This window comes from Pseudomonas aegrilactucae (assembly GCF_019168305.1).
Lineage (GTDB): Bacteria > Pseudomonadota > Gammaproteobacteria > Pseudomonadales > Pseudomonadaceae > Aquipseudomonas > Aquipseudomonas aegrilactucae.
In genome coordinates, this window is sequence record NZ_JAHTBI010000023.1 from 23,886 (window position 1) to 49,621 (window position 25,736).

The following is a 25,736-nucleotide window of genomic DNA, read 5'->3' on the forward strand; positions in this document are numbered from 1 at the left end:
CTTGACTGTCTGGCCTGCAAGGCAAGCCAGCCCCCACAAGGTCGTGCAGTGCATCTGAACGCACCGCTGCACCTGTGGGAGCTGGCTTGCCAGCGAAAGCGCCCGTCAGTTTGCTGCCTTGAACCGCAACCGCCACGCATGCAGCAACGGCTCGGTATACCCGCTCGGCTGCTCGCGCCCCTTGAACACCAGGTCACTGGCCGCCTGGAACGCCATCGAGGCATCAAAGCCCGGCGCCATCGGCCGGTACGCCGCATCCCCGGCATTCTGCCTGTCGACCACCACCGCCATGCGCTCCAGCACTTCACGCACCTTCGCCTCACTCACCGTGCCATGCAGCAGCCAGTTGGCAATGTGCTGGCTGGAAATGCGCAAGGTCGCCCGGTCCTCCATCAGGCCGACGTTGTGAATGTCCGGCACCTTGGAGCACCCCACCCCTTGCTCCACCCAACGCACCACATACCCCAGGATGCCCTGGCAGTTGTTCTCCAACTCCTGCTCCTTCTCGGCATCGCTCCAGTTCGGGCGCGGCGATACCGGGATGGTCAGCAGGTCGCTGAGCAGGCTGTCACGCTCACCCTCCAGGTCGATGCGCTGCAATTCGCGCTGCACCGCCGGCACGTCCACCTGGTGATAGTGCAGCGCATGCAGGGTGGCCGCTGTGGGCGAGGGCACCCACGCGGTGGTCGCACCCGCCTTGGGGTGGCCGATCTTCTGTACCAGCATGTCGGCCATCAGGTCAGGCATCGCCCACATGCCCTTGCCGATCTGCGCCCGGCCCTTGAGCCCGCAGGCCAGCCCCACCAACACATTGTTGCGCTCGTAGGCGGTGATCCACGGTGTGGCCTTCATGTCGCCCTTGCGCAGCATCGGCCCGGCTTCCATCGCGCTGTGCATCTCGTCGCCGGTACGGTCGAGAAACCCGGTGTTGATGAACACCACCCGCTCGTGCGCCGCCGCAATGCATGCCTTGAGGTTCACCGAGGTGCGTCGCTCCTCGTCCATGATCCCCATCTTCAGCGTATTGCGCGGCAAGGCCAGCAGGTCTTCGACACGCCCGAACACTTGCGCGGCAAACGCCACCTCGGCCGGGCCGTGCATCTTCGGCTTGACGATGTACACGCTGCCGCTGCGCGAGTTGCCGCGCCGCTGCAGGTCGTGGATGGCGATCAGGCCGGTGAGCACCGCGTCCATGATGCCTTCGGGGATCTCGGCGCCTTCGCCATCCAGAATCGCCGGGTTGGTCATCAGGTGACCGACGTTGCGCACGAACAGCAGCGAGCGGCCATGCAGGGTCAGCGTGCCGCCATCGGCAGCGGTATACACGCGATCGGGGTTGAGCCGGCGCACGCGGGTCTTGCCGCCCTTGCTGATGTCTTCGCTCAAGTCGCCTTTCATCAGGCCCAGCAGGTTGCGGTAGATCAGTGTCTTGTCTTCGGCATCCACCGCAGCCACCGAGTCCTCGCAGTCGAGGATGGTGCTCAGTGCGGCCTCGACCAGCACGTCCTTGACCCCGGCGGCGTCGGTCTGGCCGATGGCGCTGGTGGGGTCGATCTGGATCTCCAGGTGCAGGCCGTTGTTCTTCAGCAGCACGGCGCCGGGCTGGGCAGCATCGCCCTGGAAGCCGACGAATTTTGCCGGGTCTTTCAGTTCGGTGGTCTTGCCGCTGACGAGTTCGACGCTCAGCTGTGCGTCTTCGATGCGGTAGGCCTTGGCCTGGGCATGCGAGCCGCTGGCCAGCGGTGCGGCCTGGTCCAGTGCCGCGCGCGCGAAGGCAATGACCTTCTGGCCACGGCGCGGGTTGTAGCCCTCGCCAGCCTCGGCGCCGTCGTCGTCGCTGATCGCATCGGTGCCATACAGCGCATCGTACAGCGAGCCCCAGCGCGCATTCGCGGCGTTGAGCGCATAGCGCGCGTTCATCACCGGCACCACCAGTTGCGGGCCGGCCTGTTCACACAGTTCGCTGTCGACGTTTGACGTGCTCACCTGCACCTGTTCAGGCACCGGCACCAGGTAGCCGATGTCGCCCAGGAAGGCGCGGTAGGCCGACATGTCCGCCACCGGGCCCGGGTGGGCGCGGTGCCAGGTGTCCAGCTCGGTCTGCAGGCGCTCACGTTCGGCCAGCAGGGCACGATTTTTCGGTGCCAGGTCGTGCACCAGAGCGTCGAAACCCTCCCAGAAGTTCGACGCCGGCACGCCGGTGCCGGGCAACGCCTCGGTTTCGATGAAGTGCTGCAGGGGGGTGGCGACTTGCAGGCGCTGACGGTTGATACGATCGGTCATGCTGGGTACTCCTGATCAGTCTTGAACGGCGGCGACGCCGGCCTTGGCCACTTGTGCGTCCTGGTCGGACTTGACGCCCGACACACCCACCGCGCCGACCACCTGGCCAGCGACGATCACCGGCACGCCGCCTTCGAGGGTGCCGCTGATGACGGGCACGGACAGGAACGCGGTGCGCCCGCCGTTGATCATGTCTTCATACAGCTTGGTTTCCTTGCGGCCCAGGGCGGCGCTGCGTGCCTTCTCGGTGGCGATGTAGGCGCTCACCGGGGCGCAGCCGTCCAGGCGTTCGAAGCCCAGCGGGTGGCCGCCGTCATCGACCACGGCAATGCTCACCGCCCACTGGTTGGCCTGGGCCTCGGCACGCGCGGCGAGGAGAATCTGCTGCACGTCGCTCTGGGTCATTACGGGTTTGCTTTGCATGAAATCAGGCTCCTGGGTTGAGGGCTTGGTCAACGAGTTCGATCCAGTGTCGCACGGGGGTGCGCCCGGCACCGTCGAGGTGGGTCTGGCAGCCGATGTTGGCCGTGGCGATCACGTCGGGATGGCCACTCTCCAGTGCATCGAGCTTGTTGTCGCGCAATTGTTTCGACAGCACCGGCTGGGTCAGCGAATAGGTGCCGGCCGAACCGCAGCACAGGTGGCTGTCGGGTACATCGGTGAGGTTGAAGCCTAGACGTTTCAGTACGGCTTCAACGGCGCCGCCGAGTTTCTGTGCATGTTGCAGGGTACACGGGCAATGGAACGCCAGGGTCTGGTCACAGCAGGCCTCCAGGCGCTCCAGCGGCTCGGCGCGAACGACCTCGACGATGTCCCGTGCCAGCGCACTGATGCGCTCGGCCTTGGCCGCGTAGGCCGGGTCGTCGCGCAGCAGGTAGGCGTACTCCTTGACGAAGGCGCCGCAGCCGCTGGCGGTCTGCACGATGGCTTCGGCGCCGGCCTCGACGGCCGGCCACCAGGCGTCGATATTGCGCCGTGCCCGCTCAAGGCCGGTGTCCTGGGCATTGAGGTGATAGTCCACCGCGCCGCAGCAGCCGGCCTGGGCAATCGGCGTGATGCTGATGCCCAGGCGGTCGAGTACGCGTGCGGTGGCCGCATTGGTGTTGGGCGACAGGCTGCGCTGCACGCAGCCTTCGAGCATCAGCACGCGGCGTGCGTGGGTAACCTGTGGGCGTAGCCCGGCAGGCACCACGTTGCGCGGCAGGTGGGTCTTGAACGCCTGCGGCAGTACCGGGCGCAACAGCTCGCCGGTGCTCACCAGCGCCTGGAACAGCGCCGGGCGCGGCACCAGTGCGCGCAGGCCGCTGCGCAGCAGGCGCTGGCCAAGCGGGCGCGGTACGCGGGCCTCGATGGCGTCGCGGCCGATGTCCAGCAGCTTGTGGTACTCCACGCCCGAGGGGCAGGTGGTCTCGCAGTTGCTGCAGGTCAGGCAGCGGTCCAGGTGCTCCTGGGTCTTGGCGCTGACGGTGTCCTGTTCGAGGAACTGCTTGATCAGGTAGATGCGCCCGCGCGGGCCGTCCAATTCGTCGCCCAGTTCCTGGTAGGTGGGGCAGGTGGCGTTGCAGAAGCCGCAGTGCACGCAGCTGCGCAGGATGCGCTCGGCTTCGTCGGCGTGCGGCAGTTGTTTGGCCGATTCACTCAGGTTGGTTTGCATGCGGGCTCCTGGATCAGACGTCGGCGTACTGGCGGCCGGGGTTGAAGATGCCCTGAGGGTCCAGGTTGCGTTTGAGTGTCTGGTGAAACCGCAGGATCGGCGCCGCCAGCGGCTGGAACGGGCTGTCCACCACGCCCGGGGTGAAGCAGGTGGCATGCCCGTTGGCGGCTGCCGCGCGCTGGCGGATGCTGTCGGCATCGGCCGTGGACTTGAGCCAGCGCTGCGCACCGCCCCAGTCGATCAGTTGCTCGCCCGCGATCGCCAGTGGCGCAGTCAATGCCGGCACCGACAGGCGCCACAACGGGCGCGGGTCGTCGAAGAAGGCCAGGCGCTGTTCGCGCAGGTCGTCCCAGTAGCGGTCGTCCAGCGCATCGCCGCCCAGGCGTTCGGCGGCGGCGCGCACCGAGCCTTCATTGCCTTCCAGGCGCAGGTACAGGGTGGTGCCGTCATGGCTGGCGGCGGTCAGCGGGATCGGCTGCTGGCCCCATTCGCCGAGCTTGTCCAGGGCCGTCTGCAGTGGCATCGCCTGACGCAGGCTGACCCGACAGCGGTACCTGGGCAGCACCTTGAACGAGGCTTCGGTGATCACGCCCAGGCAGCCGAGGCTTCCGGCCAGCAGGCGCGACAGGTCGTAGCCGGCGACGTTCTTCATCACCTCGCCGCCAAAGCGCAGGTGCGTGCCCAGGCCGCTGATCAGGCGTGTGCCGAGCACGAAGTCGCGTACCGAGCCGGCCCACGGGCGACGCGGGCCGGACAGTCCTGCCGCGAGCATGCCGCCGACCGTGGCGTTGTCGCCAAAGCTCGGCACTTCGCAGGCGAGCATCTGCCCGCCACGCTCCAGCGCGGCCTGCAGCTCGCGCAGCGGCGTGCCGGCGCGGGCGGTGATCACCAGTTCGGTCGGGTCGTACGAGACGATGCCCGTGTGAGCACCGATGTCCAGTGGCTGGGCGTCCACGGCGCGCCCGTAGAAGGTCTTGCTGGCGCCGCCGCGAATGAACAGCGGGGTGCGCTCGGCGATGGCCTGCTGCACGCGGGCCAGCAGGTCGGCGCTGCGGTCGCTGCCGTGCGCCGGGTCGAACAAGGCGGTGGTCATCAGAAGCGCTCCAGGTCCGGGAACGGCAGTTGGCCGTGGTGCACGTGCATGGCGCCGAACTCGGCGCAGCGGTGCAGGGTAGGGATGTTCTTGCCGGGGTTGAGCAGGCCCAGCGGGTCGAACGCTGCCTTTACCGCATGGAACAGGGTCAGCTCGTCGTTGCTGAACTGGGCACACATCTGGTTGATCTTCTCGCGGCCCACGCCGTGCTCGCCGGTGATGCTGCCGCCGACCTTCACGCACAGCTCCAGGATCCTGCCGCCGAACGCCTCGGCGCGCTCCAGCTCGCCGGGCGTGTTGGCATCGAACAGGATCAACGGGTGCATGTTGCCGTCACCGGCATGGAACACGTTGGCCACGCGCAGGTTGTATTCGGCCGACAGCGCGGCGATGGCGCCGAGCACATGCGGCAGTTCGCGCCGCGGGATGGTGCCGTCCATGCAGTAGTAGTCGGGCGACAACCGGCCCACGGCGGGGAAGGCGTTCTTGCGCCCGGCCCAGAAGCGCACGCGCTCGGCCTCGTCGCGGGCCAGGCGCACGTCGGTGGCGCCGGCCTGTTCGAGCAGCACGCGCACGCGCTCGCAGTCGTCATGCACGTCGGCTTCGACGCCGTCCAGCTCGCACAACAGGATGGCTTCGGCCTCCACCGGGTAGCCGGCGTGGATGAAGTCTTCGGCGGCGCGGATGGCCAGGTTGTCCATCATCTCGAGGCCGCCGGGGATGATGCCGGCGGCGATGATGTCGCCCACGGCGCGACCGGCCTTTTCCACCGAGTCGAAGGCCGCCAGCAGTACCTTGGCCACCTGCGGCTTGGGCAACAGCTTGACGGTGACTTCGGTGATGATGCCGAGCATGCCCTCGGAGCCGGTGAACAGCGCCAGCAGGTCGAAGCCGGGGGCATCCAGGGCGTCGCTGCCCAGGGTCATACGTTCGCCCTCGACGCTGAGCATCTCCACCTTGAGCACGTTGTGCACGGTCAGGCCGTACTTGAGGCAGTGCACGCCACCGGCGTTCTCGGCGACGTTGCCGCCGATCGAGCAGGCGATCTGCGACGAAGGGTCGGGCGCGTAGTACAGCCCGTGCGGTGCAGCCGCCTGGGAGATCGCCAGGTTGCGCACGCCAGGCTGCACGCGGGCAAAGCGCCCGGCCGGGTCGACTTCGAGAATCTTGTTGAAGCGCGCCATTACCAGCAGCACGCCTTTTTCCAGCGGCAGCGCACCGCCGGACAAACCGGTGCCGGCACCACGCGCGACGACCGGTACTTTGCGCTCGTGGCACAGGCGCAGCACGCTCTGCACCTCCTCCAGATGGCGCGGCAGCACCACCAGCATCGGCGTGGTGCGGTAGGCGCTAAGGCCGTCGCACTCGTAGGGCCTGAGGTCTTCGGCGGCGTGCAGGATGTCGAGGTCGGGCAGGCGGGTCTGCAGGGTGTGCAGGAACTCGGCCCGGTCGACACTGTGCAGCGCACCATCGACGCGTTCGTCGTAGAGAATGTTCATGGGCGGCTAATGACCCTTGTCTTGTTGTTATGGGAGCACGTCTCGCGAGGCACGGCTCACTTGCATGATTGGCCTGCTGAGGCTTAGTGTCTATCGCTGGATCAACTGGTCGAACCAGTTTGTTTTCCAGTGGTTTTTCCATATTTTGAAAATAATCAATAAATACAAGAGATTAGTGCTTGGCATGACGAGGTGGCGACACCGCCGCTGATCTGGTCATACCAGTGGGAGGATGCATGGCCGAGGCCCAGGTAGCGGATGTGGTGTGCGCACGGATCGAGCGCCTGATCGTCGATGGCGTGCTCAAGGTGGGCCAGGCGCTGCCTTCGGAGCGGCGCCTGACCGAAAAGCTCGGGGTGTCGCGCACGGCGCTGCGCGAAGGGCTCAAGTTGTTGCGCGCCAAGGGCATCATCGAGACCGCGCACGGCAAGGGCTCGTATGTAGCGCAGTTGTCGGGGCAGGGCGCGACCTCGCCGCTGATGCACCTGTTCAGCTCGCAGCCGCGCACCCTGTACGACCTGTTCGAGGTGCGCAGCCTGCTGGAAGGCGAGTCGGCGCGGCTGGCGGCGCTGCGCGGCACCGAGGCGGATTTCGTGTTGATCCGGCGTAGCTACGAGGCGTTGCTGGCAGCGCATGAGCAGCCGCTGACGGCCTCGCAGCATGCGCACCTGGACCATGCGTTTCACCTGGCGATCTGCGAGGCCTCGCACAACCCGGTGCTGGTGCAGACGTTGCGCTCGCTGACCGACCTGCTGTTGAACTCGGTGTTCGCGTCGGTGAACAACCTGTACCACCGCGATGTGCAGAAACGCCAGATCGACCGCCAGCATGCGCGGTTGTACAACGCGGTGACCGGGCGCTTGCCGGAGCAGGCGCGCAAGGCGGCAATTGCGCATATCCAGAGCATCTGCGCGAACCTCAAGGAGATCGAGGAGGAGGAGCAGCGGCTGGTGCGGGCGACGTTGCGGTTGGAGGGGTGGGTTTGAGGGGGTGGGTTAGAGAGGAGCGTCTGTTGCGGCCTGCACACGCTTGTCGCACCAAAAAATGCGAACGATTACAGTCAGACCCACTCACACCTTGAGGGCAACACCCCACGCCACCCGTCGAAGGAGCACGCGCATGACCCAGCGAGGCCAGGACTACATCGAATGGCTGCAAGGCCAGTCCATGCTGCAAGCCGCCCGCGACCGCGCCCGGCTGTACGCCGGGCAGGCGCGCATGTGGCTGCACCCGTACGCCGAGGCCCGCGCCCGCGACGCCAGCGCCATCGCCTCGGTATGGCTGACGGTGTACCCGGCCTCGATCATCGTCCAGGAGGGCGGCTCGGTACTCCAGGCGCTGGCCCATGAACAGCTGTGGCATTCGCTGTCGGAACTGGGCATCCAGGGCGTGCACACGGGGCCCTTGAAGCGCTCGGGCGGCATCACCCAGCGTGAATTCACCCCCAGCGTGGACGGCAATTTCGACCGCATCAGCCTCGACATAGACCCGCGCTACGGCAGCGAGGCCGAGCTTGTGCACCTGAGCAAGGTGGCCTCGGCGCACAACGCGGTGACCATCGACGACTCGATCCCGGCGCACACCGGCAAGGGCGCCGATTTTCGCCTGGCGGAGATGGGCTACGGTGATTACCCCGGGCTCTACCATATGATCGAGATCCGCGAAGCCGACTGGGGCCTGCTGCCCGAGGTACCGGCCGGGCGCGATGCGGTCAACCTGACGCCCGCCCTGTGCGACGAGCTCAAGGCGCGCCACTACATCGTCGGCCAGTTGCAGCGGGTGATCTTCTTCGAGCCGGGCATCAAGGAAACCGACTGGAGCGCCACGGCGCCGGTGCCGGGTGTCGACGGCAAGCTGCGCCGCTGGGTGTACCTGCATTACTTCAAGGAGGGCCAGCCGTCGCTGAACTGGCTGGACCCAAGCTTTGCCGCGCAGCAACTGATCATTGGCGATGCGCTGCACGCCATCGACGTGCTCGGTGCCCGCGGCCTGCGCCTGGACGCCAACGGGTTTCTGGGCGTGGAGCGGCGCGCCGAAGGGCCGGCCTGGTCGGAGAGTCACCCGCTGTCGGTCACCGGCAACCAGCTGCTGGGCGGCATGATCCGCAAGGCCGGCGGCTTCAGCTTCCAGGAGTTGAACCTGACCCTGGACGACATTGCCAACATGTCCCAAGGCGGCGCCGATCTGTCCTATGACTTCGTCACGCGCCCGGCCTACCAGCATGCGCTGCTGACCGGCGACACCGAGTTCCTGCGCCTGATGCTGCACCAGATGCACGCGTTCAAGATCGACCCGGCGTCGCTGATCCATGCCTTGCAGAACCACGACGAACTGACCCTGGAGCTGGTGCACTTCTGGACCCTGCACGCCAACGACAGCTACCTGTACAAGGGCCAGACCTTTCCCGGCGCCATCCTGCGCGAACATATCCGCAGCGAGATGTACGAGGGCCTGGCGGGCGAGCATGCGCCGTACAACCTCAAGTTCGTGACCAATGGCGTGTCGTGCACCACGGTCAGCATCATCACCGCGGCGCTGGGCATTCGTGACCTGGGCAGCATCGATGCCGAGCAGTTGGCGCTGATCCAGAAGGTGCACCTGTTGCTGGCGATGTACAACGCCATGCAGCCGGGGGTGTTCGCGCTGTCGGGCTGGGATCTGGTCGGTGCCTTGCCGCTGGAGGCCGAGCAGGTGCAGGCATTGATGGTGGAGGGCGATACGCGCTGGATTCACCGGGGCGCGTATGACCTGGCCGACCTTGACCTCGATGCCCAGCACTCGGCCGAAGGCCTGCCGCGTGCGCGCTCGCTGTATGGCAGCCTGGCCAGCCAGTTGCAGCAGCCCGACAGTTTCGCCAGTACGCTGAAGCACATGCTTGCGGTGCGTCAGGCGTACGCGATTGCGGCGAGCCGGCAGATCCTGATCCCCGACGTGGCCAACCCGGCATTGCTGCTGATGGTGCATGAGCTGCCGGCCGGCAAGGGCATCCAGATCACGGCGCTGAACTTCGGTGCCGAGCCGCTGAGCGAAACCCTGCACCTGCCGGACGTGAGCCCCGGTGCGGTGGTGGACATGATCAACGAGCGGCTGGAAGGCGAGCTGAGCGAGTCGGGGGAGATGACCATCAACCTGGATGCGTATGAAGGGCTGTCGTTGCGCATCGTGAGCAGCGTGGCGACGTTGTAGGCGGGTGCCCGACTGCGATCTCCATCCCCCGTGACACACCCACCTCACCTGATGGAAAATGCCCCAGCTCCTACCCACCACAAGGCGTCTTCATGGACAAGCTGGACCGGGCAATACTCGACCTCCTGCAAACCGACTGCACCCGTGCGGTGGGCGATATCGCCGAGCAGATCGGGTTGGGCACCACCGCCTGCTGGCGGCGCATCCAGAAGCTCGAGGAAGCCGGCATCATCCGTGGCCGTGTGGCGCTGCTCGACGGCAAGAAGCTCAACGTCGGCGTGGTGGTGTTCGTCTCGATCAAGACCACCCAGCACAATGCCGACTGGCTGGCGGGCTTCCACGCGGCGGTCGGCGCCATCGACGAAGTGCTGGAGGTGTACCGCATGGCCGGCGACACCGACTACCTGCTGCGCGTGGTGGTGCCGGACGTGGCGGCCTACGATGCGGTGTACAAGCAGCTGATCCGTATCCCGGGGCTGTCCGATATCAGCTCCAGTTTTTCCATGGAACAGATCAAGTACTCCACCCGCCTGCCGCTTCGCTATGCACCCTGAGCCGATCACCCTGCATGAGGTGCAACGCGCCGACATGCCCGCCGCCATCGCCTTCGTGATGCAGGCCCGCGCCGACCTGTTCCCCAAGCTGGCGGCTGCGGGCATGCCGGCAGACCTGCAGCAGTTCGAGCAGGTCTACCTGCAAGGCGCAGGGCGTTTCGTGCTGGCACGCAGTGCTGGCCAGATCGTCGCCGCCATCGGCTACCTGCCGTACGACCACCGCTTCAGCCAGCTCGATTACCACGGGCAAAAGGTGGTGGAGGTGGTGCGGTTGTTCGTGTTGCCGGCCTATCGACGCGGCGGGTTGGCGGGCGAGCTGTACCGCGCATTGCGCGCGCTGGCCCTGCAGGATCAGGTGCAGGTGCTGTACCTGCACACCCATCCGTTTCTGCCCGGTGCCATCGGTTTCTGGCAGAAACACGGCTTCCAGATCGTCGACGTCGAAGCCGACCCGGTGTGGCAGACGACCCATATGCAGTGCCGTCTGCCACTGGCCTGAGGCTCAGAAACGCCCGTTCAGCGGGTACTCCACTGCCAGGCGGATCTGGTTGGCATCCAGCTCGGCCTGGGCGGTGTTGCCACGGTGCACATTGTGGCGCAGCGACAGGGTAGTGCCCTTGGCGGCGCCGCTCTGCACCACGTAACGTGCCTCCAGGTCGCGCTCCCAGTGCTTGCCGCCCTTGCCGTAGCCCAGGTAGGCGTAACCGCCGCGCGGGTCCATGTGGCTGCCGTCGATCTGGCTGCCGCGCAGGTATGCTGCGCTCAAGACCAGCCCGGGCATGCCCCAGGGCGTCATCGCCAGGTCGTAGCGGGCCTGCCACGACTGCTCGTTGGGGGCGTTGAAGTCGGACAGTTGCACGGCATTGCTGATGAACACCGCGCCACGGGTGACATAGTCGAACGGCGTGTCGCCATCGACCTTCTGGTAGGCGAGGCTGACGCTGTGCGGGCCCTGGGCGTAGGTCGAGAGCAGGCTCCAGGTGGTGTTGTCGATCTGCCCGGACAGCGCCTTGCCGGTGTCGGTGGTGCGGTACAGGTTGAGGTTGAAGCTCAGCGAGCGGTTGTCATCGAGCGCATGGCTGAAGGTGCCGCCCAGGTAGTGCTGGTTCCAGGTGTCTTCATAGCGCGAGGTGTACAGGCTGGTGCTGAGCGCCTTGCTCGGGGTGTACACCACCCCGGCCAGGTCGAACGTATCGCCTTTGGCCGCGTTGGAATAGTTCACCACCAAGCCCTGGTCGTGGCTGCTGGCGTTGCGGTCGGTGCTTTCGGTGAAATGCCCGCCGACCAGTTTGATCGCGTCGAACTCGTTGCTGGTGACGAACACCCCCGTGGCGGTTTCCGGCAGCAGGCGGCTGTCGGACGAGTTGAATACGGGTGTCTTGACCCGCTGTTCGCCATAGGACACGACCGTGGACGACAGGCGCAGTTTGACCGCCGCGCCACCACGGCTGTATTCGTTCTTCGGCCGGCCCTCATTGTCCACCCCCAGCAGGCGCGCCTTGCCGGCACGGCCGCCGCCGCTGTCCAGTTGCACGCCCAGGTAGGCGTGCGCATCCACGCCCACGCCGATCAGGCCCTGGGTAAAGCCTGACTGCAGCGTGCCCATCAGGCCGTAGGCCCATTCCTCGGCCTTGTCGCTGCGTTCGCTGCGTGGCTTGTAGGCGTTGCGTGCGGCGCCGTTGCGCCCGCCGTTCTGGTACTCGCGCCCGTCATAGACGCTGCGGTTGAGCACGCTCCAGGTGCTGTCCTCGATAAAGCCATTGGCCTGGGCCTGGGCCGATTCGGCCAGGGCCAGCGGGCTCGCGCCTGCCAGGGCGGCAAGCACGGCCGAACGGGTGTACAGCGTGATCATCGGGCGGCCCCCTGTTGCAGAAGGGCGCTGAAACGGTCGGCGGCACGCTTGGGCAGCGTGGCCGGCAGGTCGGGGGGCTGGGCGGCCGGCTCACCGACCTGGATCAGCATCACCATGCCCATGGCCAGGTGCGGAATGCACTGGATGCCGTACAGGCCGGGCACGCTGAAGGTCTGTTCGATTTGCTGGTTGATCTTGCCCTTGAACACCTCGGCGCCGGCTGGCAGCAGGCCCGGCACGCTGGCGGCGTTGTGGCCGTTCTGGGTGGCAATGAACTTCACCGTGTCGCCGGGGGCGATGCGCAGGTAGTCCGGTTCATACACCATGCTGCCGGCCGCACCGCGGTTGAGCATTTTCACTTCATGCACTTCGGCCAACGCCGGCACGCAGGACAGGATGCCGGCAAGCATCAGGGGTAACGCAGCAACACGCATGGTCAGATATCCATTTCAGGTCAGCAAGAGCGAAAGCGCAGCACCTGCGCGCCATCGAACGGGTCGGTGAGGTAGTGCGCCTGCACCCCGAAGGTGTCGCGCAGGCGCGCTGGGGTCAGCACCTGCAGGGGCGCGCCAAGGGCTACCAGGCGGCCGCGCTCGAGCACCGCCAGGCGGTCGCAGGTAAGCGCCTGGTTGAGGTCGTGCAGGGCGATCAGGGTGGTGACGGGCAGGGCTTGCACCAGGCCCAGCAGGGTCAACTGGTGCTGGATGTCGAGGTGGTTGGTCGGCTCGTCGAGCAGCAGCAGTTGCGGGCGTTGCGCCAGCGCACGGGCGATGTGCACGCGCTGGCGTTCGCCGCCCGACAGGCTGCGCCAGTTGCGTGTGCTCAGGTGGGTGGCGTCCACATCGGCCAGGGCCTGCTGCACGATGGCGGTGTCGGTATTCGACCAGGGGCTGAGGGCCGACAGCCAGGGGGTACGGCCCAGCGCGACGGCATCGAACACGTTGATCGCGTCGCTGGTGTCGGCCTGCTGTTCGACCACCGCCAACTGGCGGGCAATGTCGCGTCGCGGCAGTCGCTTGAGCGGGGTGTCGCCCAGGTGTACGTTACCCTGGCTGGGCGCGCGCAGGCCGGCCAGCAACTTGAGCAGGGTGGACTTGCCCGAACCGTTCGGGCCGACGATGCCCAGGGTTTCACCGCGTTGCACCTGCAGGTTCACGTCGCGCAGCAAGTGAGCGTCACGTACCGTGAAGCCAAGGCCGGTGCAACGGAGTACGGCGTTATCGACCGGGTGGGTGGCAGCGTTCATCGTGCGTTCCTTCGGCCGATCAGAATCAGCGCAAACACCGGTGCACCGACCAGTGCGGTGACTACCCCGACGGGGATGACCTGGCCCTTGATCAGGGTGCGCGAGAGGATGTCGGCGGCAATCAGAAACAGTGCGCCGCCCAGCGCGCTGGCCGGCAGCAGGCGCGCGTGACAGGTGCCGAACAGCAGGCGTACGGCATGGGGTATCACCAGCCCGACAAAGCCGATCGAACCGACGGTCGACACCATCACCGCCGTCACCAGCGCCGCGCAACCGATCAGCAGCAACTGCACGCGGCGCACCGGGATGCCCAGCGAGGCGGCAGAGTCGGCGCCAAAGGTGAAGGCATCCAGCGCCCGTCGGTGCCACACGCACACCGCCAGCCCCGCCAGGGCCACCGGCACTGCCAGCCACACCGACGGCCAGCGCACCCCGCTGAGGTTGCCCAGCAGCCAGAACATGATGCCGCGCGCCTGCTCGGCGCTGGCTGATTTGGTGATCAGAAACGCGGTCAGCGCATTGAACAGCTGCGAGCCGGCAATGCCCGCCAGGATGATCTGCCCGGTGGCGCTCGATGGCCCGCTGGCACGCGCCAGCAAGGCCACCAGCAGGAACGCCGCGATGGCCCCGGCAAACGCGCCGAGCGACAGCGAGATGGCACCGGCGCCCAGCCCCAGCAGCGCCACCAGCACCGCCCCGGTGGAGGCACCGGCCGAGATGCCGAGCAGGTACGGGTCGGCCAGCGGGTTGCGCAGCAGCGACTGCAGGATCACCCCGCAGGTCGCCAGCCCTGCACCGCAAGCGGCGGCCACCAACGCGCGGGTCAGGCGGTAGTTCCACACGATGCCTTCATCGATCGGGTCCAGCACGTGGCCGGCCGCCCACAGCTTGTTGGCCAGCACCTGGAACGCCACCGACGGTGCGATGGGCGTTTCACCGATGGTCACGCCGGCCAGCAGTGCCAGCAGCAACGCCAGGCAGGCCAGCACGGTGCGCACGAGGCTGCCGTTCATTTGGGCAGGTCGAAACCGTTGATGGCCGAGGCCAGGGTTTCCATGCCGGTGAACAGCCGGGTACTGGCCTGCATGGCATGTGCGTCGAGGATCACGATGCGGTTGTGCTTGACCGCGTCCATGTTCCGGGTGACCGGGTCGCTGCGCAGGAACTCGAGTTTTTTCTCGTAGTCGTCAGCCGGGAAACGGCGGCGGTCCATGCGCGCGATCACCAGGAAGGTCGGGTTGGCCTTGGCGATGGTTTCCCAGCCCACGGTCGGCCACTCTTCATCGGACTCGACCACGTTGCGCACGCCCAGGGTGTTGAGCATGTAGTCGGGGATGCCTTTGCGCCCGGCCACGTAGGGGTCGATGTCGAGGTCGGCGCTGGAGAACCAGAACAGCGCGCTGGTGTTTTTCAGGTCCTTGCCCTGCACCGCGGCGGTGGCCTTGGCCAGGCGGGCCTTGAGTTCGTCGTTCACCTGCGTGCCACGCGCCTGCACGTCGAAGATCTCGGCCAGCTGGCTGATGCTCTTGTAGATGCTGTCGATGCTGAACGGCTGCAGACGCGTGCCGTCGGCGCCCACCAGGTTGTCCTTGCCTTCGCAGTCGGAAGGCATCAGGTAGGTGGGGATCTTCAATTCATGGAACTGCTCGCGGGTGCCGACCACGCCTTGCGGGCCGACCATCCATTCCAGCTGTACGGCTACCAGTTGCGGACGTTTGCCGATCACCGCCTCGAAGCTGGGGTCGTTGTCGGCAAGGCGTTCGACCTTGTCGTTCTGCGCCTTGTACGGCGTCAGTACATCGTTGAACCACAGCGAGGTGCCGGCCAGCTTGTCGCCCAGGCCCAGCGCATAGAACATCTCGGTGCCGGCCTGGCCAATGGTCACGGCGCTGTCGGGCGCGTGCTGGAAGGTCAGCGGCATGCCGCAGTTCTGCACGGTCAGCGGGTAGTGGGTCGGGGCGGCGTGGGCCAGGGTCGACAGACCCAGGCCGGCAAGCAGGGTGGCAAGGCGGGGCAACTGCATGATGCGATCTCCATTCGAACCGTACACGGGCAAGGGTGTACAGCCTGGAAACACATCACCGGGCACTGCCACGCAGGCAGTACGAGGCCGTTGCGCGCAAGCGGCGCGCACGGCAAGGATGTCCTCCCCGGACACCCCGCCGGTTAGTGATTGTTGCTGTGCCGGCAGGTCTCCTGACTGGTGCGTCGTCGCCTGGCTCCAGCCTTCCCGGATTCGATCCAGTGGCATTACAGGAGCAGGCTCGGCACCTACAGTTGCGGGGGCAGTTCCGTTTGGCGCCGTGGTATGGCGCCTCGGATTCCCTATTAATTCCGTGTGGAAACCGGCGGGCGGCATGGTAGTCGATCACGCAGCCCAGGGGGAAACAAAAGCTCAGAGATATTTCAGCCAGGCGATGTCGCGCCGACGCGCCTTCAGCGCAGCAAACCAGCGCACGGGCAGGTACAGCGCCACGGCCAGCAGCACCGACGTCAGCCACACCGCAGCAATACCGTCGAAGCCGAAGTAGCTGCCCTGGTTCAGGCCCAACAGCGCCACGCTGGCCAGGTACAGCAGCTTGAGCACGTACAGGTGCAGCAGGTAGAAGAACATCGGTGCAGCACCGAACACCGCCAGGGTGCTGATCCATTTGCGTTGCTGGGCGCGTTCGAAGCCCAGCAGCAGCAACAGCCCCAGGCCCAGCGTCAGGGCCAGAAACAGCAGGGAAGGCGGGTACTTGGTGATGTTGAAGAAACTCATCAGGGTTTGTACGCCGGCCTCATGCGAAACCCACGGCGCTTCGCCGTAGCCATTCACCAGGCGCAACGCCACGAAACCCAGCAAGGCTGCCCCGCCTGCCAGCAACAGACGGCGCTGGCGGGTGGCTGCCGGCAATGAGGCGGCGAACCACGGGCCCAGGCAGTAACCCAGCGCGATCACGCCGACCCACGGCAGCACCGGGTAGGAGGTGCGCAGGCGCAGGCTGTCGGAGAACTCGATCCAGCCGCGGTCGTGCAGGATCGCCCACGGCACGTGCATGGCCGAGCCGACCGGGAAGTGCAGGCTGTCGAGCAGGTTGTGCCCGGCGATGATCGCCACGCCCAGTACCAGCAGCAGCGGGCGTGGCAGCCATACCAGTGCGGCCAGCGCGATCATGCTCACGCCGATGGCCCAGATCACCTGCATGTAGATCACGCTCGGTGGCAGCTGGAAGGTCCAGGCAAAGTTCACCAGGGTGAATTCCAGCACCACCAGGAACAACCCGCGCTTGAACAGGAAGCGTGCGACATCGCCCTTGCCCTGATGCTTGGCGCCGTACAGGTAGGCCGACAGCCCGGTCAGCAGCACGAACACCGGGGCACACAGGTGGGCCAGGGTGCGGCTGATGAACAGGGCCGGTTCGGTCGTGTCGATGTTCATCGGGTCGCTGACCTGGCGGTGCAGCAGGAAGGTCTCGCGCACATGGTCCAGCAGCATGAACAGGATCACCAGGCCCCGCAGGGCGTCGATGGACAGCAGGCGTTGGCGCAGGGTAGTGGCGGTGGGGAGGGCGTTGGCGCTAGTCATTGAAGGGTCGCAGGCAAGGGGTGTTTAATTGGGTGGTTACTGTATAACATTTCCATTGTCTTGGTAAATCTTCCTTACAATGTTGCCGCCTTTGCTGCGACATCAGGCCGCACCCTTCGGGCGCTGTGCGCTGGAACCGGTATCGCTTGCGTGACAAAATGCCGCCTCGCAAAACCATGCGCAAGGGCCTCACTACCGGGGCCGGCACCTTCCCAAAAGGATGGTTACATGAATCATTTACTGACCCGGCGCACCGTTATCGCCGGGCTCAGCCTGCTCGGCCTTGGTGCCCTGACAGGTTGCGACAGCTCCAGTGCGCTGGACTTCAAGTACGGCAAGGACCTGAGCAACAAGATCCTGGGCCGTACCTTCAAGCTCAAGGACCCGCAAGGCAACGTGATGACCCTGTCGAGTTTCCAGGGCTCGATGCCGATGGTGTTCTTCGGTTTTACCCAGTGCCCGGCCGTGTGCCCGACCACCCTGGCGCGCGCGGTGCAGATCAAGAAACTGATGGGCCGCGACGCCGACTTCCTGCAGGTGGTGTTCATCAGCCTGGACCCCGAGCGTGATACCCCCGAAGTGCTGGATGCCTACGTCAAGGCGTTCGACCCGTCGTTCGTGGCGTTGTCCGGCACCCTGGAAGAGACGGCGGCGGTGGCCAAGGAATTCGGCGTGTTCTACGAGAAGGTACCGGCGGGCGATACCTATACCATCTCGCATTCCTCGACCAGCTACGTGTTCGATTCGCGCGGTGTACTGCGCCTTGGCTTGCCGCATTCGCTCAACGCCAAGGAATGCACCGAAGATTTGCTAACTGTGATGGAGGTTTGTTGATGCGTTCCCCCGTGAAACACGCGCTTGGCGCGATGGCGTTGCTGTCCCTGTTCGGTGCGGCGCTGCCGGCCGTTGCCCAGACCACCGTCGAAGGCGCGTGGGTACGTGCCAGTGTGCCGAGCCAGCAGGCGACCGGTGCGTTCATGACGATCACTGCCAGCGCTGACAGCAAGCTGGTGGCGGTTGAATCGCCGGCGGCCAAGACCGTGCAGGTGCACCAGATGACCCTGCACAACGACGTGATGGGCATGGCCGAGGTCAAGTCGCTGGCGCTGCCGGCCGGCAAGCCGGTGGTGCTGGACAGCAACGGTTACCACGTGATGCTGATGGGCCTGGTCAAGCAGGTGAAAGAAGGCGACAGCGTGCCACTGACCCTGATCGTCGAAGATGCCAAGGGCCAGAAGGAGTCGATCAAGGTCGACGCCCCGGTTCGTCCGCTGACGGCTACCGACGGTCACGGCGAGCATCAGATGCACGATCACAGCCATATGTAAGCCGCTGGCAGGGTAGTCAGGCCCGGGTGCATCAGGCCCGGGCCACGACCACAGCACAATCCCCCCTGAGTAGCATGGTCAGGCCAGGTGGTGGTCAGCGTTGTGCGACGTGTGCGAGGTAGTCACGCAGTCGGGCTTGCAGGTACCAGACACCTTCGGCGTGCTCCAGGTACTCGTCGATCGGCATCATTTGCCAGTATTGGCCTTCATCACCGAATGCGATGGCGTCGATTTCCGCCTGGGTGAGTTGCCCCACCAGAAACCAGGCCTCCCAACCAGGGTGCGAGACGCTGGGGTAGCTGCGGCGCCATTCGATGCGCTTGGGCGACAGCCGCAGGGCGAATTCCTCTTCCAGTTCACGCAGGGCGCATTCGACCGGCGTTTCGTCCCCCTCGCGGCCGCCGCCGGCAAAATCCCAGCAGCCCGGGAAGGGTATGGTGTCCTTGATGTCACGCTTGTAGGTCAGCAGGTGGTCGTTGAAGAGCAGGGCGAGTTTGGCGCCGGAGAAGGGTTTCATGAACATGGTGTGGCCTGCCTGGGGCTGATGGCGAAGTCGCCTATGGCTTGGTTCTGTGGTTGTTGGTACCAAAGGGCGTTGGCGAATAGATCACCCGTCAACGCGTTTTCCGTTCACGCGAATGATGGTTTTGCGCTTCTGCACAAACCCGCAGAGCTCGTCGATTTCCCGCGGAAATTGCGTATAGGGCACGTTGTACTGGATGAATTCGGCCAAGCACTGGGGGAAAATGTGCCAAAACAGCCAAAATACCCTCATAGGCAACCTGATGGGTGCCCAAAACTTTCCGCGTCGGGTCGTCAGGCTGTTGTTCAAGGCGCTTTTCCATTCCTGGAAGTGGCGCAATGTAGCCTGTTTTCGTGTCATTGGCGCAGGAAGTGGGGGCGGCTGCGGCAAACCATCGGGACCGTTCGCCATGAAGTGTTGCAGGTAAGACCAGAGTGATTTTGCCGAACGATCGCCATCGTAGATACCCAGGTTGCCACAACACAGGCAGATTTCGGTGGGGGGCTTCATTGCATGGTCGATGCCCACCAGGTACAGGGGATGGCGGCTGGTATTGATGCTACCGGAGATGATGGGGATGTAACCGGCCAGTGCTTCGAGCTGATCCCAATCGAGGATGTGGAGTTCTTTTTGCCCCGGGAAAATATAGTAGACCTTTCGAGTGCCACGGTGAATGCGAATGAATGATCCACGGCTGCGGTGGTTGCCGCTCAGGAAATAAAAAATGATGCCAAGTAATGGCAGTATTGGGGCTGTCGCTGAGATTGCTATTAACGCTTCTGCTGTCAGTTTGTCTAAGCCTGTAATTGCAATTATGTGGATGATGATGAAGGCTGTTGCAATGATTGATAAGCCGATAAAGTGAGCTGCACCCTCTTTGTTCAAGTTCGAAAATGTTTCAAGTTCTAAGCAGTTTTTATTTTTTCGGCGTACACCGTCTGCCTGTGCCTTTTCACCCGTTGAGAGGAAGTGATGCAAAGGTGTGCCGCCAAAGCGAAATCCCTTAGGGAGACGTTTTGTCTTGCTTTTCATTTTGGTGCCTGCACCGGCGCTAAAAAGGACTCTTCAATAGGGTCGTCGAGCCAGTCAGCTGATTTGAATATCAATGGCGCGGGAGAGGAAGGCTGTGTTATTGCGATCTTTGGTTGCTTGGAAAAGTTTGGATGGTATAAATATTCCAGTTTGACGATTGCATCTTGGTGCATTGTTATTTTCCATTCTCGCAGGGGCCCTACACGCTCATCTCTTCGGATAAGGTATTGATAGTGATAGTCAATGCCTTGGCTCTGGTGGGTGTGAATTAGGGGTGCTCTCACTTCGGAAAGTTCTTTATTGTAAAGGAAGACACGTATTTTCCACGCAAATCTTTCGCCCTTCATGGTGTTGGGTAAGAAGCAGTTTATGTCGAGCGTTCCAACTTTATGATTCCATGACTGTTCCCATTGGGCAGTTAGACGTGGCCGGTAAAGAAGGTTGTAAAATGCTTCCATTTCCTGTTGGCTGGAATAATGGTTATCATGCTTCCCCCAAATGCTGTGTTTTAACCAAGTTTCCACGGGGCCGTGCTTTAATTTATCGGCGCGTAACGAGAAGTAAATTCCTGCTCCAAGTGTAATTAGTGCGATGACCGCCCAGCCAGCTGGCGTCAGCCCCAAAAATGTCACGACACTTTTTCCTGCCGTCAATGCGAGGGTGCTTGCAGTTCCGCCCGCCCAGCTTGAGAACGCTAGGGCACTTCCAGCCAGCGCGGCACCGAAGTGAGCATGAGCTTTTTCTGGATTATGCTCGCTGATTGCAGTTGTTGCCCTGACGCCATCTGACAGGGCCAATAGTGCTGCTCCCGCTGCGCCGAAAATGGAGACGCCGTATTTGAAACCATGTAATTTTGCAGTGCTTGCAAGTGCTGCATTTCCTCTGCGCGTTGAAATAATTTCTGTTGCAGTCGCGATGACCTCTATACTTGCTCCAATAAGTGCGGCATCTGCCCCTAAAAATGTGAGTAATGTATTGGCGTCAAGCGATTTATCAGCTGCTCTAGATGACTGCCATACTCCCATTATCGCCAACACCCCTCCAAGACCAGTGAAGAAATGTCCCGCCGGCCCCCGCAATTGTTCAACTCGCCGGATAAACGGATTTTCCTCCAGCGGCACTATGCGTTTGGATGGTAATGCTGTTTTTTGACGGCCTGCCGTATCGAGCACCCGATAGTCGGTCTCGTCCACTTTGATCCACTCATAAAATTTCATGCGCACATCCCCGGTAGTCGGGTGCACCGTGGTGTCGATATCCAATCCCCAACGCTTGATCAGTTTCGGTCCCAGCACTTGCTGCCCTTCGAATTCGCGTGCATAACGAAGGTATTGTGCTGCGTCCAGTTCATGTGCGACCAAGGTGGCATTGAAGCGCAGCTCCAGCACATGCCTCAGCCGGCGTACCAGCACATCAGCCTTGTTGGCGGCAGGGAGCGATTGAAGTAAACCGATCAAGGCATTGGTAGCTGAAGTCGCCGCATGCTCTTCGAGGTATTTGTCCACTACATCGAACGTGCTTTTGATCAAAGAAGAAGTCTTCATCAATCGATCAGTGATGTTCGCATTGCCCTGGGCCAAGGCTTGCCAGTAAAGGCTACGGTCGGGTGGCATATCGACCATTTGTTCAAGCAGTTGGCGCCCTGATTCGGTGTGCACCAATGCGCCGATGCAGTGGAAAACAGCTTCTTCGAAATCCTTGCCGTTGGCAGGCACCCCCAGGTCGTAGGTGTTGATCGCCAAGGCAAGATAACTGGAGTGGTTGAGCCATGCGTTGATATCCTCAACAGCACGTTCTATCGGTGCGTCGAAGGCGGCCAGGCGCGCGGCGTAGGTACTGCGAAACTGTTGCAGTTGTGCCCAGTTCACCAAGGCTTGTTGTCGGGTGAGGGTATCGGTGTTCTCAACCGAGTGATTGTGTTCGAAGTAGCCGCTGATCAACTGAGCGCTGGTCAGCCTGTGGGCATTTTCGGCAGTGAAACGGGTGCGCTCTTGTACGGCTCGCGTCGCCACGTTGTTGAGCTCACTGGTAACGCCGACAGGGTCGTGCAGTACAACGGCCAAAGGTTGGATATCAGTACGGGCCATCAGCGCAGCCCGCATCGCGGCATCTACCTTCACGCCTTGTATTGGCAAATGCTGGTGCTCGCTCCAATGTAGCGGATGTGAGGGAGCAAACATGGACCATTGTTTCGCTTGCTCGCGGATGCGAGACAGGGAGGGATGGGTCGATAGTTCGAACACCTGATCGTTGAGCATGCTGCTGGGCAGTACATGGGCTTGTCCATGCCCGCCAGAGGGTTTTACTGCGGTGGCCAATTGGCTGCGTAACGCCTGGCTGTCCAGTTCGATTTTCCACAGCGTGCAATGGCTGAGCAACGTATCGCTGGCTAGTAACCAGACGGTATCGGCCACGTCATCTTCCGGGGCCGGCAGGTACGCTGTGGCACCGGCGGTATCCATACGGGCATGCTGCCCTGGCGTGTCGTTGTCATTGTCCAGTTCGCTCCACCACAAGGCTGCGAAGCGGGCGTCTTCGGTTACCTGATAGTGTTGAGTCCACATGCGCGCGTCGCGAAAGTAGAACACGTAGACGTAGCAACCTGGCCGTAGTGATCGCAGGCCATAGTGCATGGCCCCCTTGAGCGCCGGATAATCGGAGACATCCAGTTGCGGTAGCACCGTCTGATCAAACGGATGGTCATTCACGGCATAGCGCAATGGATACACTGGAACACACCGCTGGCATGGCAGGTTGCCAATGAACTGACCGACCACAGGCTCGCTCGGATGGGGCGGTTGAAGGGCCTTTTTATGGCTATTGCACATGGCGTGTTCTCAGAAAGCGCAGGGCTGATGGTCAAGGTGATATTCGCTCTCGCTCAGGCGCATTCGTGCGTCGAGCGCCTTTTTTGACAGCAAGGCCAGAACCTGTGGCTCTTCGACGAAGCGATGCTCCGGATAACGCAGACGAAGCAGGAAGTACCGATAGAGATCACGTTCGCGGGCAATGCTCATGACGTCTGCTTCCTGCTTGAAGATGCTCAGCCGTCGAATGAGCTCGGCAGCGTCGAACTGCCGCACCAGTTCGGGCTGCTCCTGTTCAAGGCGTTGGGTGGCGTACTGCATGAACCAGGTTGAATTTGCGTGGTTCAGCGCAGCTTCCTCACAGGCGTAAAGTTGTAACTTGGCGCCTTGTGCGTCGAGACCGGGGAAGGGGTTATGCAGCGTTAGCCACTGATCGGGGCTTGCTTGGCTACGCCAGATCAATGATTCGATCGGCCCCAGAACCTGTGCAATGCGTGAGTCATTCAACGTCAGGGCCAGCTCCTCCAGCTGGCGTAGCATGCCCAGATGAAAGCGCACAGGATTGCCCTGTGCAGTCGTGATAGGCGAAGGGCGGGTCAGGTGATCAAGCAGGGTGTTCTTGTTGGCCGACGCAGTAAGGATCAGGCCCGCAAAGGCGGGTGCCCATGCACCAAGGTAAGCGTCAAACAACGCCTTGTTCAGCGGTACCAGCAGGGGCCCCTGGCGAAAATCGGTAGCACCGTATTCGAGTGCTTTTCCACGCCATAGCCAGCAATGGTTGCGACGGCCATTGAGTGCTACAACTTCGTCCTCCAAGGATTGACTGAAGCCTCCATTGATCAGTAACCAGTACTGGTCCTGTCGGGTGGAACACGGAAATACAGGCTTTTGTATATATTCAAGCAGTCCTTTGCGCAGCATTTAACTGGCCCCCCTTGCAGTACAGTTGCAGGGCTCGCGAAAACATGTGCCATCTGCACGTCTGCCGCAGATCTGATCCATCGCCTGCGCAATGTTCGGGCTGCCCGTGGTAATCAGTGTTGTGCCCATACCGGCGCTGGTCATGTCTACCGGCCCCTTGAGGTGAATTGCAACGCCATTGAGCGTTATGCCGCTGGCATCGATGCAAAGGCTGCCGCCTGGGCCCTCCAGCACCAGACTGTGGCTTGCTTGCAGCAAGATCCGCTCTGCGCAGTGTTCTATTGCCTTGCCCACCTCAAGTCGATACTGCCCTTGCACGATATGTTCGACATTGCCGCCCGTTTCGAGCGTGTGGTTCGCAGTGGTTCGATCGTGACGATTGTTGCCAACGCTTTCGCTTCGATCTTTCTCGACTGTAAGTGTTTGATTGCGGCCAACGGCCAATGATGCATCTTGGCCGATTCGAATGTGTTCATCGTTACCCACCACCTCAGAGCGATCTCGCCCGACGTGGATTTTCTCATCGTGCTCTATATGGTCGCTGCGGTCGTTTCCAACGCGCGTAGTCTGATCATGTTTGACCACACTGTTCTGGTCTTTCTGCGCATGGATGAACACCTCCTCCTGCCCCAGCTCATCCTCGAAGCGCAGCTCATTGAAGCCCTGGCCTTTATGGCTCTGGCTTTTGATCGTCATGCGGGTCTTGTGCTGGGGCAGCTTGTAGGGCGGCAGGTTGGCGGCCCTGAAGGTGCGGCCGATGATTAGCGGCTGGTCCGCGTCGCCGTCCAGGTAGGAGACAATCACCTCCTGCCCGATACGCGGGATCGCCATGGCGCCCCACGTGGTGCCGGCCCAGCCTTGTGACACGCGCACCCAGCAGGAGCTGGTGTCGTTGTTCTGGCTCTCGCGGTCCCACGGGAAGCTGAGCTTCACCCGGCCCCATTCATCGCAGTAGATCTCTTCGCCAGGTGGCCCGACCACGGTGGCGGTCTGCGGGCCGTCGATACGCGGCTTGTGCAGCAGGGCGGCCTTCCAGTCGGCGCGGCCATCGATCAGGTGCGCGGTTTGGGTATAGCGGGTACCGAGGGTATTCTCGCCGGCTTCCTCTTCCTGGCTGCTGTGCTGGATGCCGTGGTGCGCGATGCTGATTGTGCGCCAGTGGGTATTGAAGGCCTCGCGCGGGTGCTCGTGCAGATCGAAGCCCAGGCCAGGCTGCAGGCGTGCGTTGTCGCCAATGGCTACCGCGATGCGCGCATCGTTGCGCAGGGCGAGCAGGCGGTTCTGGGTGAACGGTTTGCCGGCGGCGTCGCGCTTGTAGCGGCCGGGAAAGTCGTAGCGTTCGTAGGTGCCGGACTGGCGTTGCAGGTCACGCCCCACGGCCTCGTGCTGCTGGTTGTAGCGCGGGTGGGTGAAGGTGTAGTCGCGCTGCACCTGGCGCGCGGTGCGCACCTGTTCGGTGTAGTCAAAGCGTGTGATGGCGGGCAGGGCCTGATCGCCGCCGGCGCTGCCTGCGTAGATCACCGCGCAGTCGTGGTCAGGCCCGATCTGGCCCAGGCCCAGTACGCGATCGGTGTGGATCAGGCGATGGCCCTTGGCGCTGTGCTTGAAGGTGTAGAGCAAGCCTTCTTCGGCGGCCAGGCGGGCAATGAAGTGCAAGTCGGTTTCGCCGGCCTGCACGCAGTATTCGCGGGGTTGATGCGCTGCGGTGATGATCTGCTCACGGTCGAACAGGTGATGCAGGCCGAGCACCTTGTCGATGATCTGCGGCACCGTGAGTTGCTGAAAGATGCGCCAGTTCGAGCACAGGTCCAGACGAGCCAGTTGGGGCTCGACTACAACGCGGTAGCAGGTACGGCGAAAGCCGCTCTGGCCCACGGTGACGCTGCTGACCAGCCCATGCACGAAGCGCACGGCGTGCTCGTGACGCCACAGCGTGAACACGGCCGGGTTGTCGAGCAGGCCGGCGAAATCGACGTTGGCATCATGGCTGGAGAGCTCCAGCGTCAGCTTGAACGGTGTCGACAGGCCTTCCTCCAGCTTGAATTCGATCACATCGAACCGGGCCGGGCTGCTCTCGGGCTCGAAGGTAAAGCGCAGGTCTGACTGGCGTGACATGGGATTCCCTATCCGTTGCGCGCAAGGCGTAAACATAGAGGGAAGCACTTGCAGGGTCTGTTCCCCGCAGTCCTA

21 protein-coding genes, 1 pseudogene and 1 riboswitch are annotated in these 25,736 nt (G+C 63.3%); of the genes and pseudogenes, 6 read left to right on the forward strand and 16 right to left on the reverse strand.

What is annotated here, in order from left to right; genetic code table 11:
* Positions 1-105: 105 nt before the first annotated feature.
* Genes KUO17_RS07445 through glcD form a run of 5 tightly spaced genes read right to left on the reverse strand, consistent with a single transcriptional unit; the run spans position 106 to position 6,529 of the window.
* Entirely contained in the window at positions 106-2,283 is a 2,178-nt protein-coding gene (locus KUO17_RS07445) for a malate synthase G (RefSeq protein WP_217974685.1), read from the reverse strand.
* 15 nt (positions 2,284-2,298) lie between these two features.
* Complete coding sequence (locus KUO17_RS07450) at positions 2,299-2,706, reverse strand: heme-binding protein (protein ID WP_217974687.1); 408 nt, start codon at positions 2,704-2,706, stop codon at positions 2,299-2,301.
* Positions 2,707-2,710: 4 nt separating this feature from the next.
* Entirely contained in the window at positions 2,711-3,937 is a 1,227-nt protein-coding gene (glcF, locus tag KUO17_RS07455; protein ID WP_217974689.1) for a glycolate oxidase subunit GlcF, read from the reverse strand.
* 13 nt (positions 3,938-3,950) lie between these two features.
* Positions 3,951-5,030: a glycolate oxidase subunit GlcE gene (glcE, locus tag KUO17_RS07460; protein ID WP_217974691.1), complete on the reverse strand. Its 1,080-nt coding sequence runs from the start codon at positions 5,028-5,030 to the stop codon at positions 3,951-3,953.
* Positions 5,030-6,529: a glycolate oxidase subunit GlcD gene (gene glcD / locus KUO17_RS07465; protein ID WP_217974693.1), complete on the reverse strand. Its 1,500-nt coding sequence runs from the start codon at positions 6,527-6,529 to the stop codon at positions 5,030-5,032. Before glcD ends, glcE begins: the two co-directional genes overlap by 1 nt.
* A gap of 236 nt (positions 6,530-6,765) precedes the next feature.
* Here glcD and glcC point away from each other — a divergent pair, with 236 nt between their 5' ends.
* The 4 genes from glcC (at position 6,766) to KUO17_RS07485 (ending at position 10,768) form a co-directional block, all read left to right on the forward strand.
* The gene (glcC, locus tag KUO17_RS07470) at positions 6,766-7,515 is read left to right on the forward strand and encodes a transcriptional regulator GlcC (RefSeq protein ID WP_217974695.1); all 750 of its coding nucleotides are present in this window, start codon (positions 6,766-6,768) and stop codon (positions 7,513-7,515) included.
* A 133-nt stretch (positions 7,516-7,648) separates the two neighbouring features.
* Positions 7,649-9,715, forward strand: a complete 2,067-nt coding sequence (gene treS, locus KUO17_RS07475; RefSeq protein ID WP_217974697.1) for a maltose alpha-D-glucosyltransferase — start codon at positions 7,649-7,651, stop codon at positions 9,713-9,715.
* A 92-nt stretch (positions 9,716-9,807) separates the two neighbouring features.
* Positions 9,808-10,269 carry an Lrp/AsnC family transcriptional regulator gene (locus KUO17_RS07480; protein ID WP_217974699.1) on the forward strand — a complete coding sequence of 154 codons (462 nt, stop codon included), beginning with the start codon at positions 9,808-9,810 and terminating at the stop codon, positions 10,267-10,269.
* Positions 10,259-10,768, forward strand: a complete 510-nt coding sequence (locus KUO17_RS07485) for a GNAT family N-acetyltransferase (RefSeq protein WP_217974701.1) — start codon at positions 10,259-10,261, stop codon at positions 10,766-10,768. Before KUO17_RS07480 ends, KUO17_RS07485 begins: the two co-directional genes overlap by 11 nt.
* Before the next feature lie 3 nt (positions 10,769-10,771).
* Here KUO17_RS07485 and KUO17_RS07490 read toward each other — a convergent pair whose 3' ends face one another.
* The 6 genes and pseudogenes from KUO17_RS07490 to KUO17_RS07515 form a co-directional block, all read right to left on the reverse strand.
* Positions 10,772-12,121, reverse strand: a complete 1,350-nt coding sequence (locus KUO17_RS07490; RefSeq protein WP_217974703.1) for an OprD family porin — start codon at positions 12,119-12,121, stop codon at positions 10,772-10,774.
* Positions 12,118-12,555, reverse strand: a complete 438-nt coding sequence (locus KUO17_RS07495; protein ID WP_217974705.1) for a pseudoazurin — start codon at positions 12,553-12,555, stop codon at positions 12,118-12,120. The genes KUO17_RS07490 and KUO17_RS07495 overlap by 4 nt, the downstream gene beginning before the upstream one ends.
* Positions 12,556-12,827: 272 nt before the next feature.
* Positions 12,828-13,367, reverse strand: a pseudogene (locus tag KUO17_RS07500) (ABC transporter ATP-binding protein); the annotation flags it as partial.
* The gene (locus tag KUO17_RS07505) at positions 13,364-14,380 is read right to left on the reverse strand and encodes a FecCD family ABC transporter permease (RefSeq protein WP_217974709.1); all 1,017 of its coding nucleotides are present in this window, start codon (positions 14,378-14,380) and stop codon (positions 13,364-13,366) included. The pseudogene KUO17_RS07500 and the gene KUO17_RS07505, both read right to left, overlap by 4 nt.
* Complete coding sequence (locus KUO17_RS07510) at positions 14,377-15,390, reverse strand: ABC transporter substrate-binding protein (protein ID WP_217974711.1); 1,014 nt, start codon at positions 15,388-15,390, stop codon at positions 14,377-14,379. Before KUO17_RS07510 ends, KUO17_RS07505 begins: the two co-directional genes overlap by 4 nt.
* 146 nt (positions 15,391-15,536) lie before the next feature.
* A riboswitch (cobalamin riboswitch) is annotated at positions 15,537-15,731 on the reverse strand.
* A gap of 31 nt (positions 15,732-15,762) precedes the next feature.
* On the reverse strand, positions 15,763-16,935 hold the full coding sequence (locus KUO17_RS07515; protein ID WP_217974713.1) for an acetyltransferase domain-containing protein: 1,173 nt from the start codon (positions 16,933-16,935) through the stop codon (positions 15,763-15,765).
* A gap of 228 nt (positions 16,936-17,163) precedes the next feature.
* On the opposite strand from KUO17_RS07515, the gene KUO17_RS07520 reads away from it, so the two are divergent.
* Positions 17,164-17,769 carry an SCO family protein gene (locus KUO17_RS07520; protein ID WP_163947853.1) on the forward strand — a complete coding sequence of 202 codons (606 nt, stop codon included), beginning with the start codon at positions 17,164-17,166 and terminating at the stop codon, positions 17,767-17,769.
* Positions 17,769-18,263: a copper chaperone PCu(A)C gene (locus KUO17_RS07525; RefSeq protein WP_425274836.1), complete on the forward strand. Its 495-nt coding sequence runs from the start codon at positions 17,769-17,771 to the stop codon at positions 18,261-18,263. Before KUO17_RS07520 ends, KUO17_RS07525 begins: the two co-directional genes overlap by 1 nt.
* 94 nt (positions 18,264-18,357) lie before the next feature.
* On the opposite strand, the gene KUO17_RS07530 is transcribed toward KUO17_RS07525, so the two are convergent.
* The 5 genes from KUO17_RS07530 to KUO17_RS07550 all read right to left on the reverse strand — a co-directional run bounded on the left by KUO17_RS07530 (position 18,358) and on the right by KUO17_RS07550 (position 25,661).
* On the reverse strand, positions 18,358-18,786 hold the full coding sequence (locus tag KUO17_RS07530; protein WP_217974715.1) for an NUDIX hydrolase: 429 nt from the start codon (positions 18,784-18,786) through the stop codon (positions 18,358-18,360).
* An 84-nt stretch (positions 18,787-18,870) separates the two neighbouring features.
* Positions 18,871-19,818 (reverse strand): DUF6708 domain-containing protein, encoded by a 948-nt coding sequence (locus KUO17_RS07535; protein ID WP_217974716.1) that lies wholly within the window; start codon positions 19,816-19,818, stop codon positions 18,871-18,873.
* Positions 19,815-22,646, reverse strand: a complete 2,832-nt coding sequence (locus KUO17_RS07540; protein WP_341869591.1) for a toxin VasX — start codon at positions 22,644-22,646, stop codon at positions 19,815-19,817. Before KUO17_RS07540 ends, KUO17_RS07535 begins: the two co-directional genes overlap by 4 nt.
* A gap of 9 nt (positions 22,647-22,655) precedes the next feature.
* The gene (locus KUO17_RS07545) at positions 22,656-23,546 is read right to left on the reverse strand and encodes a DUF4123 domain-containing protein (RefSeq protein WP_217974718.1); all 891 of its coding nucleotides are present in this window, start codon (positions 23,544-23,546) and stop codon (positions 22,656-22,658) included.
* The gene (locus KUO17_RS07550) at positions 23,547-25,661 is read right to left on the reverse strand and encodes a type VI secretion system Vgr family protein (RefSeq protein ID WP_217974719.1); all 2,115 of its coding nucleotides are present in this window, start codon (positions 25,659-25,661) and stop codon (positions 23,547-23,549) included. It lies immediately after the preceding gene.
* Positions 25,662-25,736: the final 75 nt, after the last annotated feature.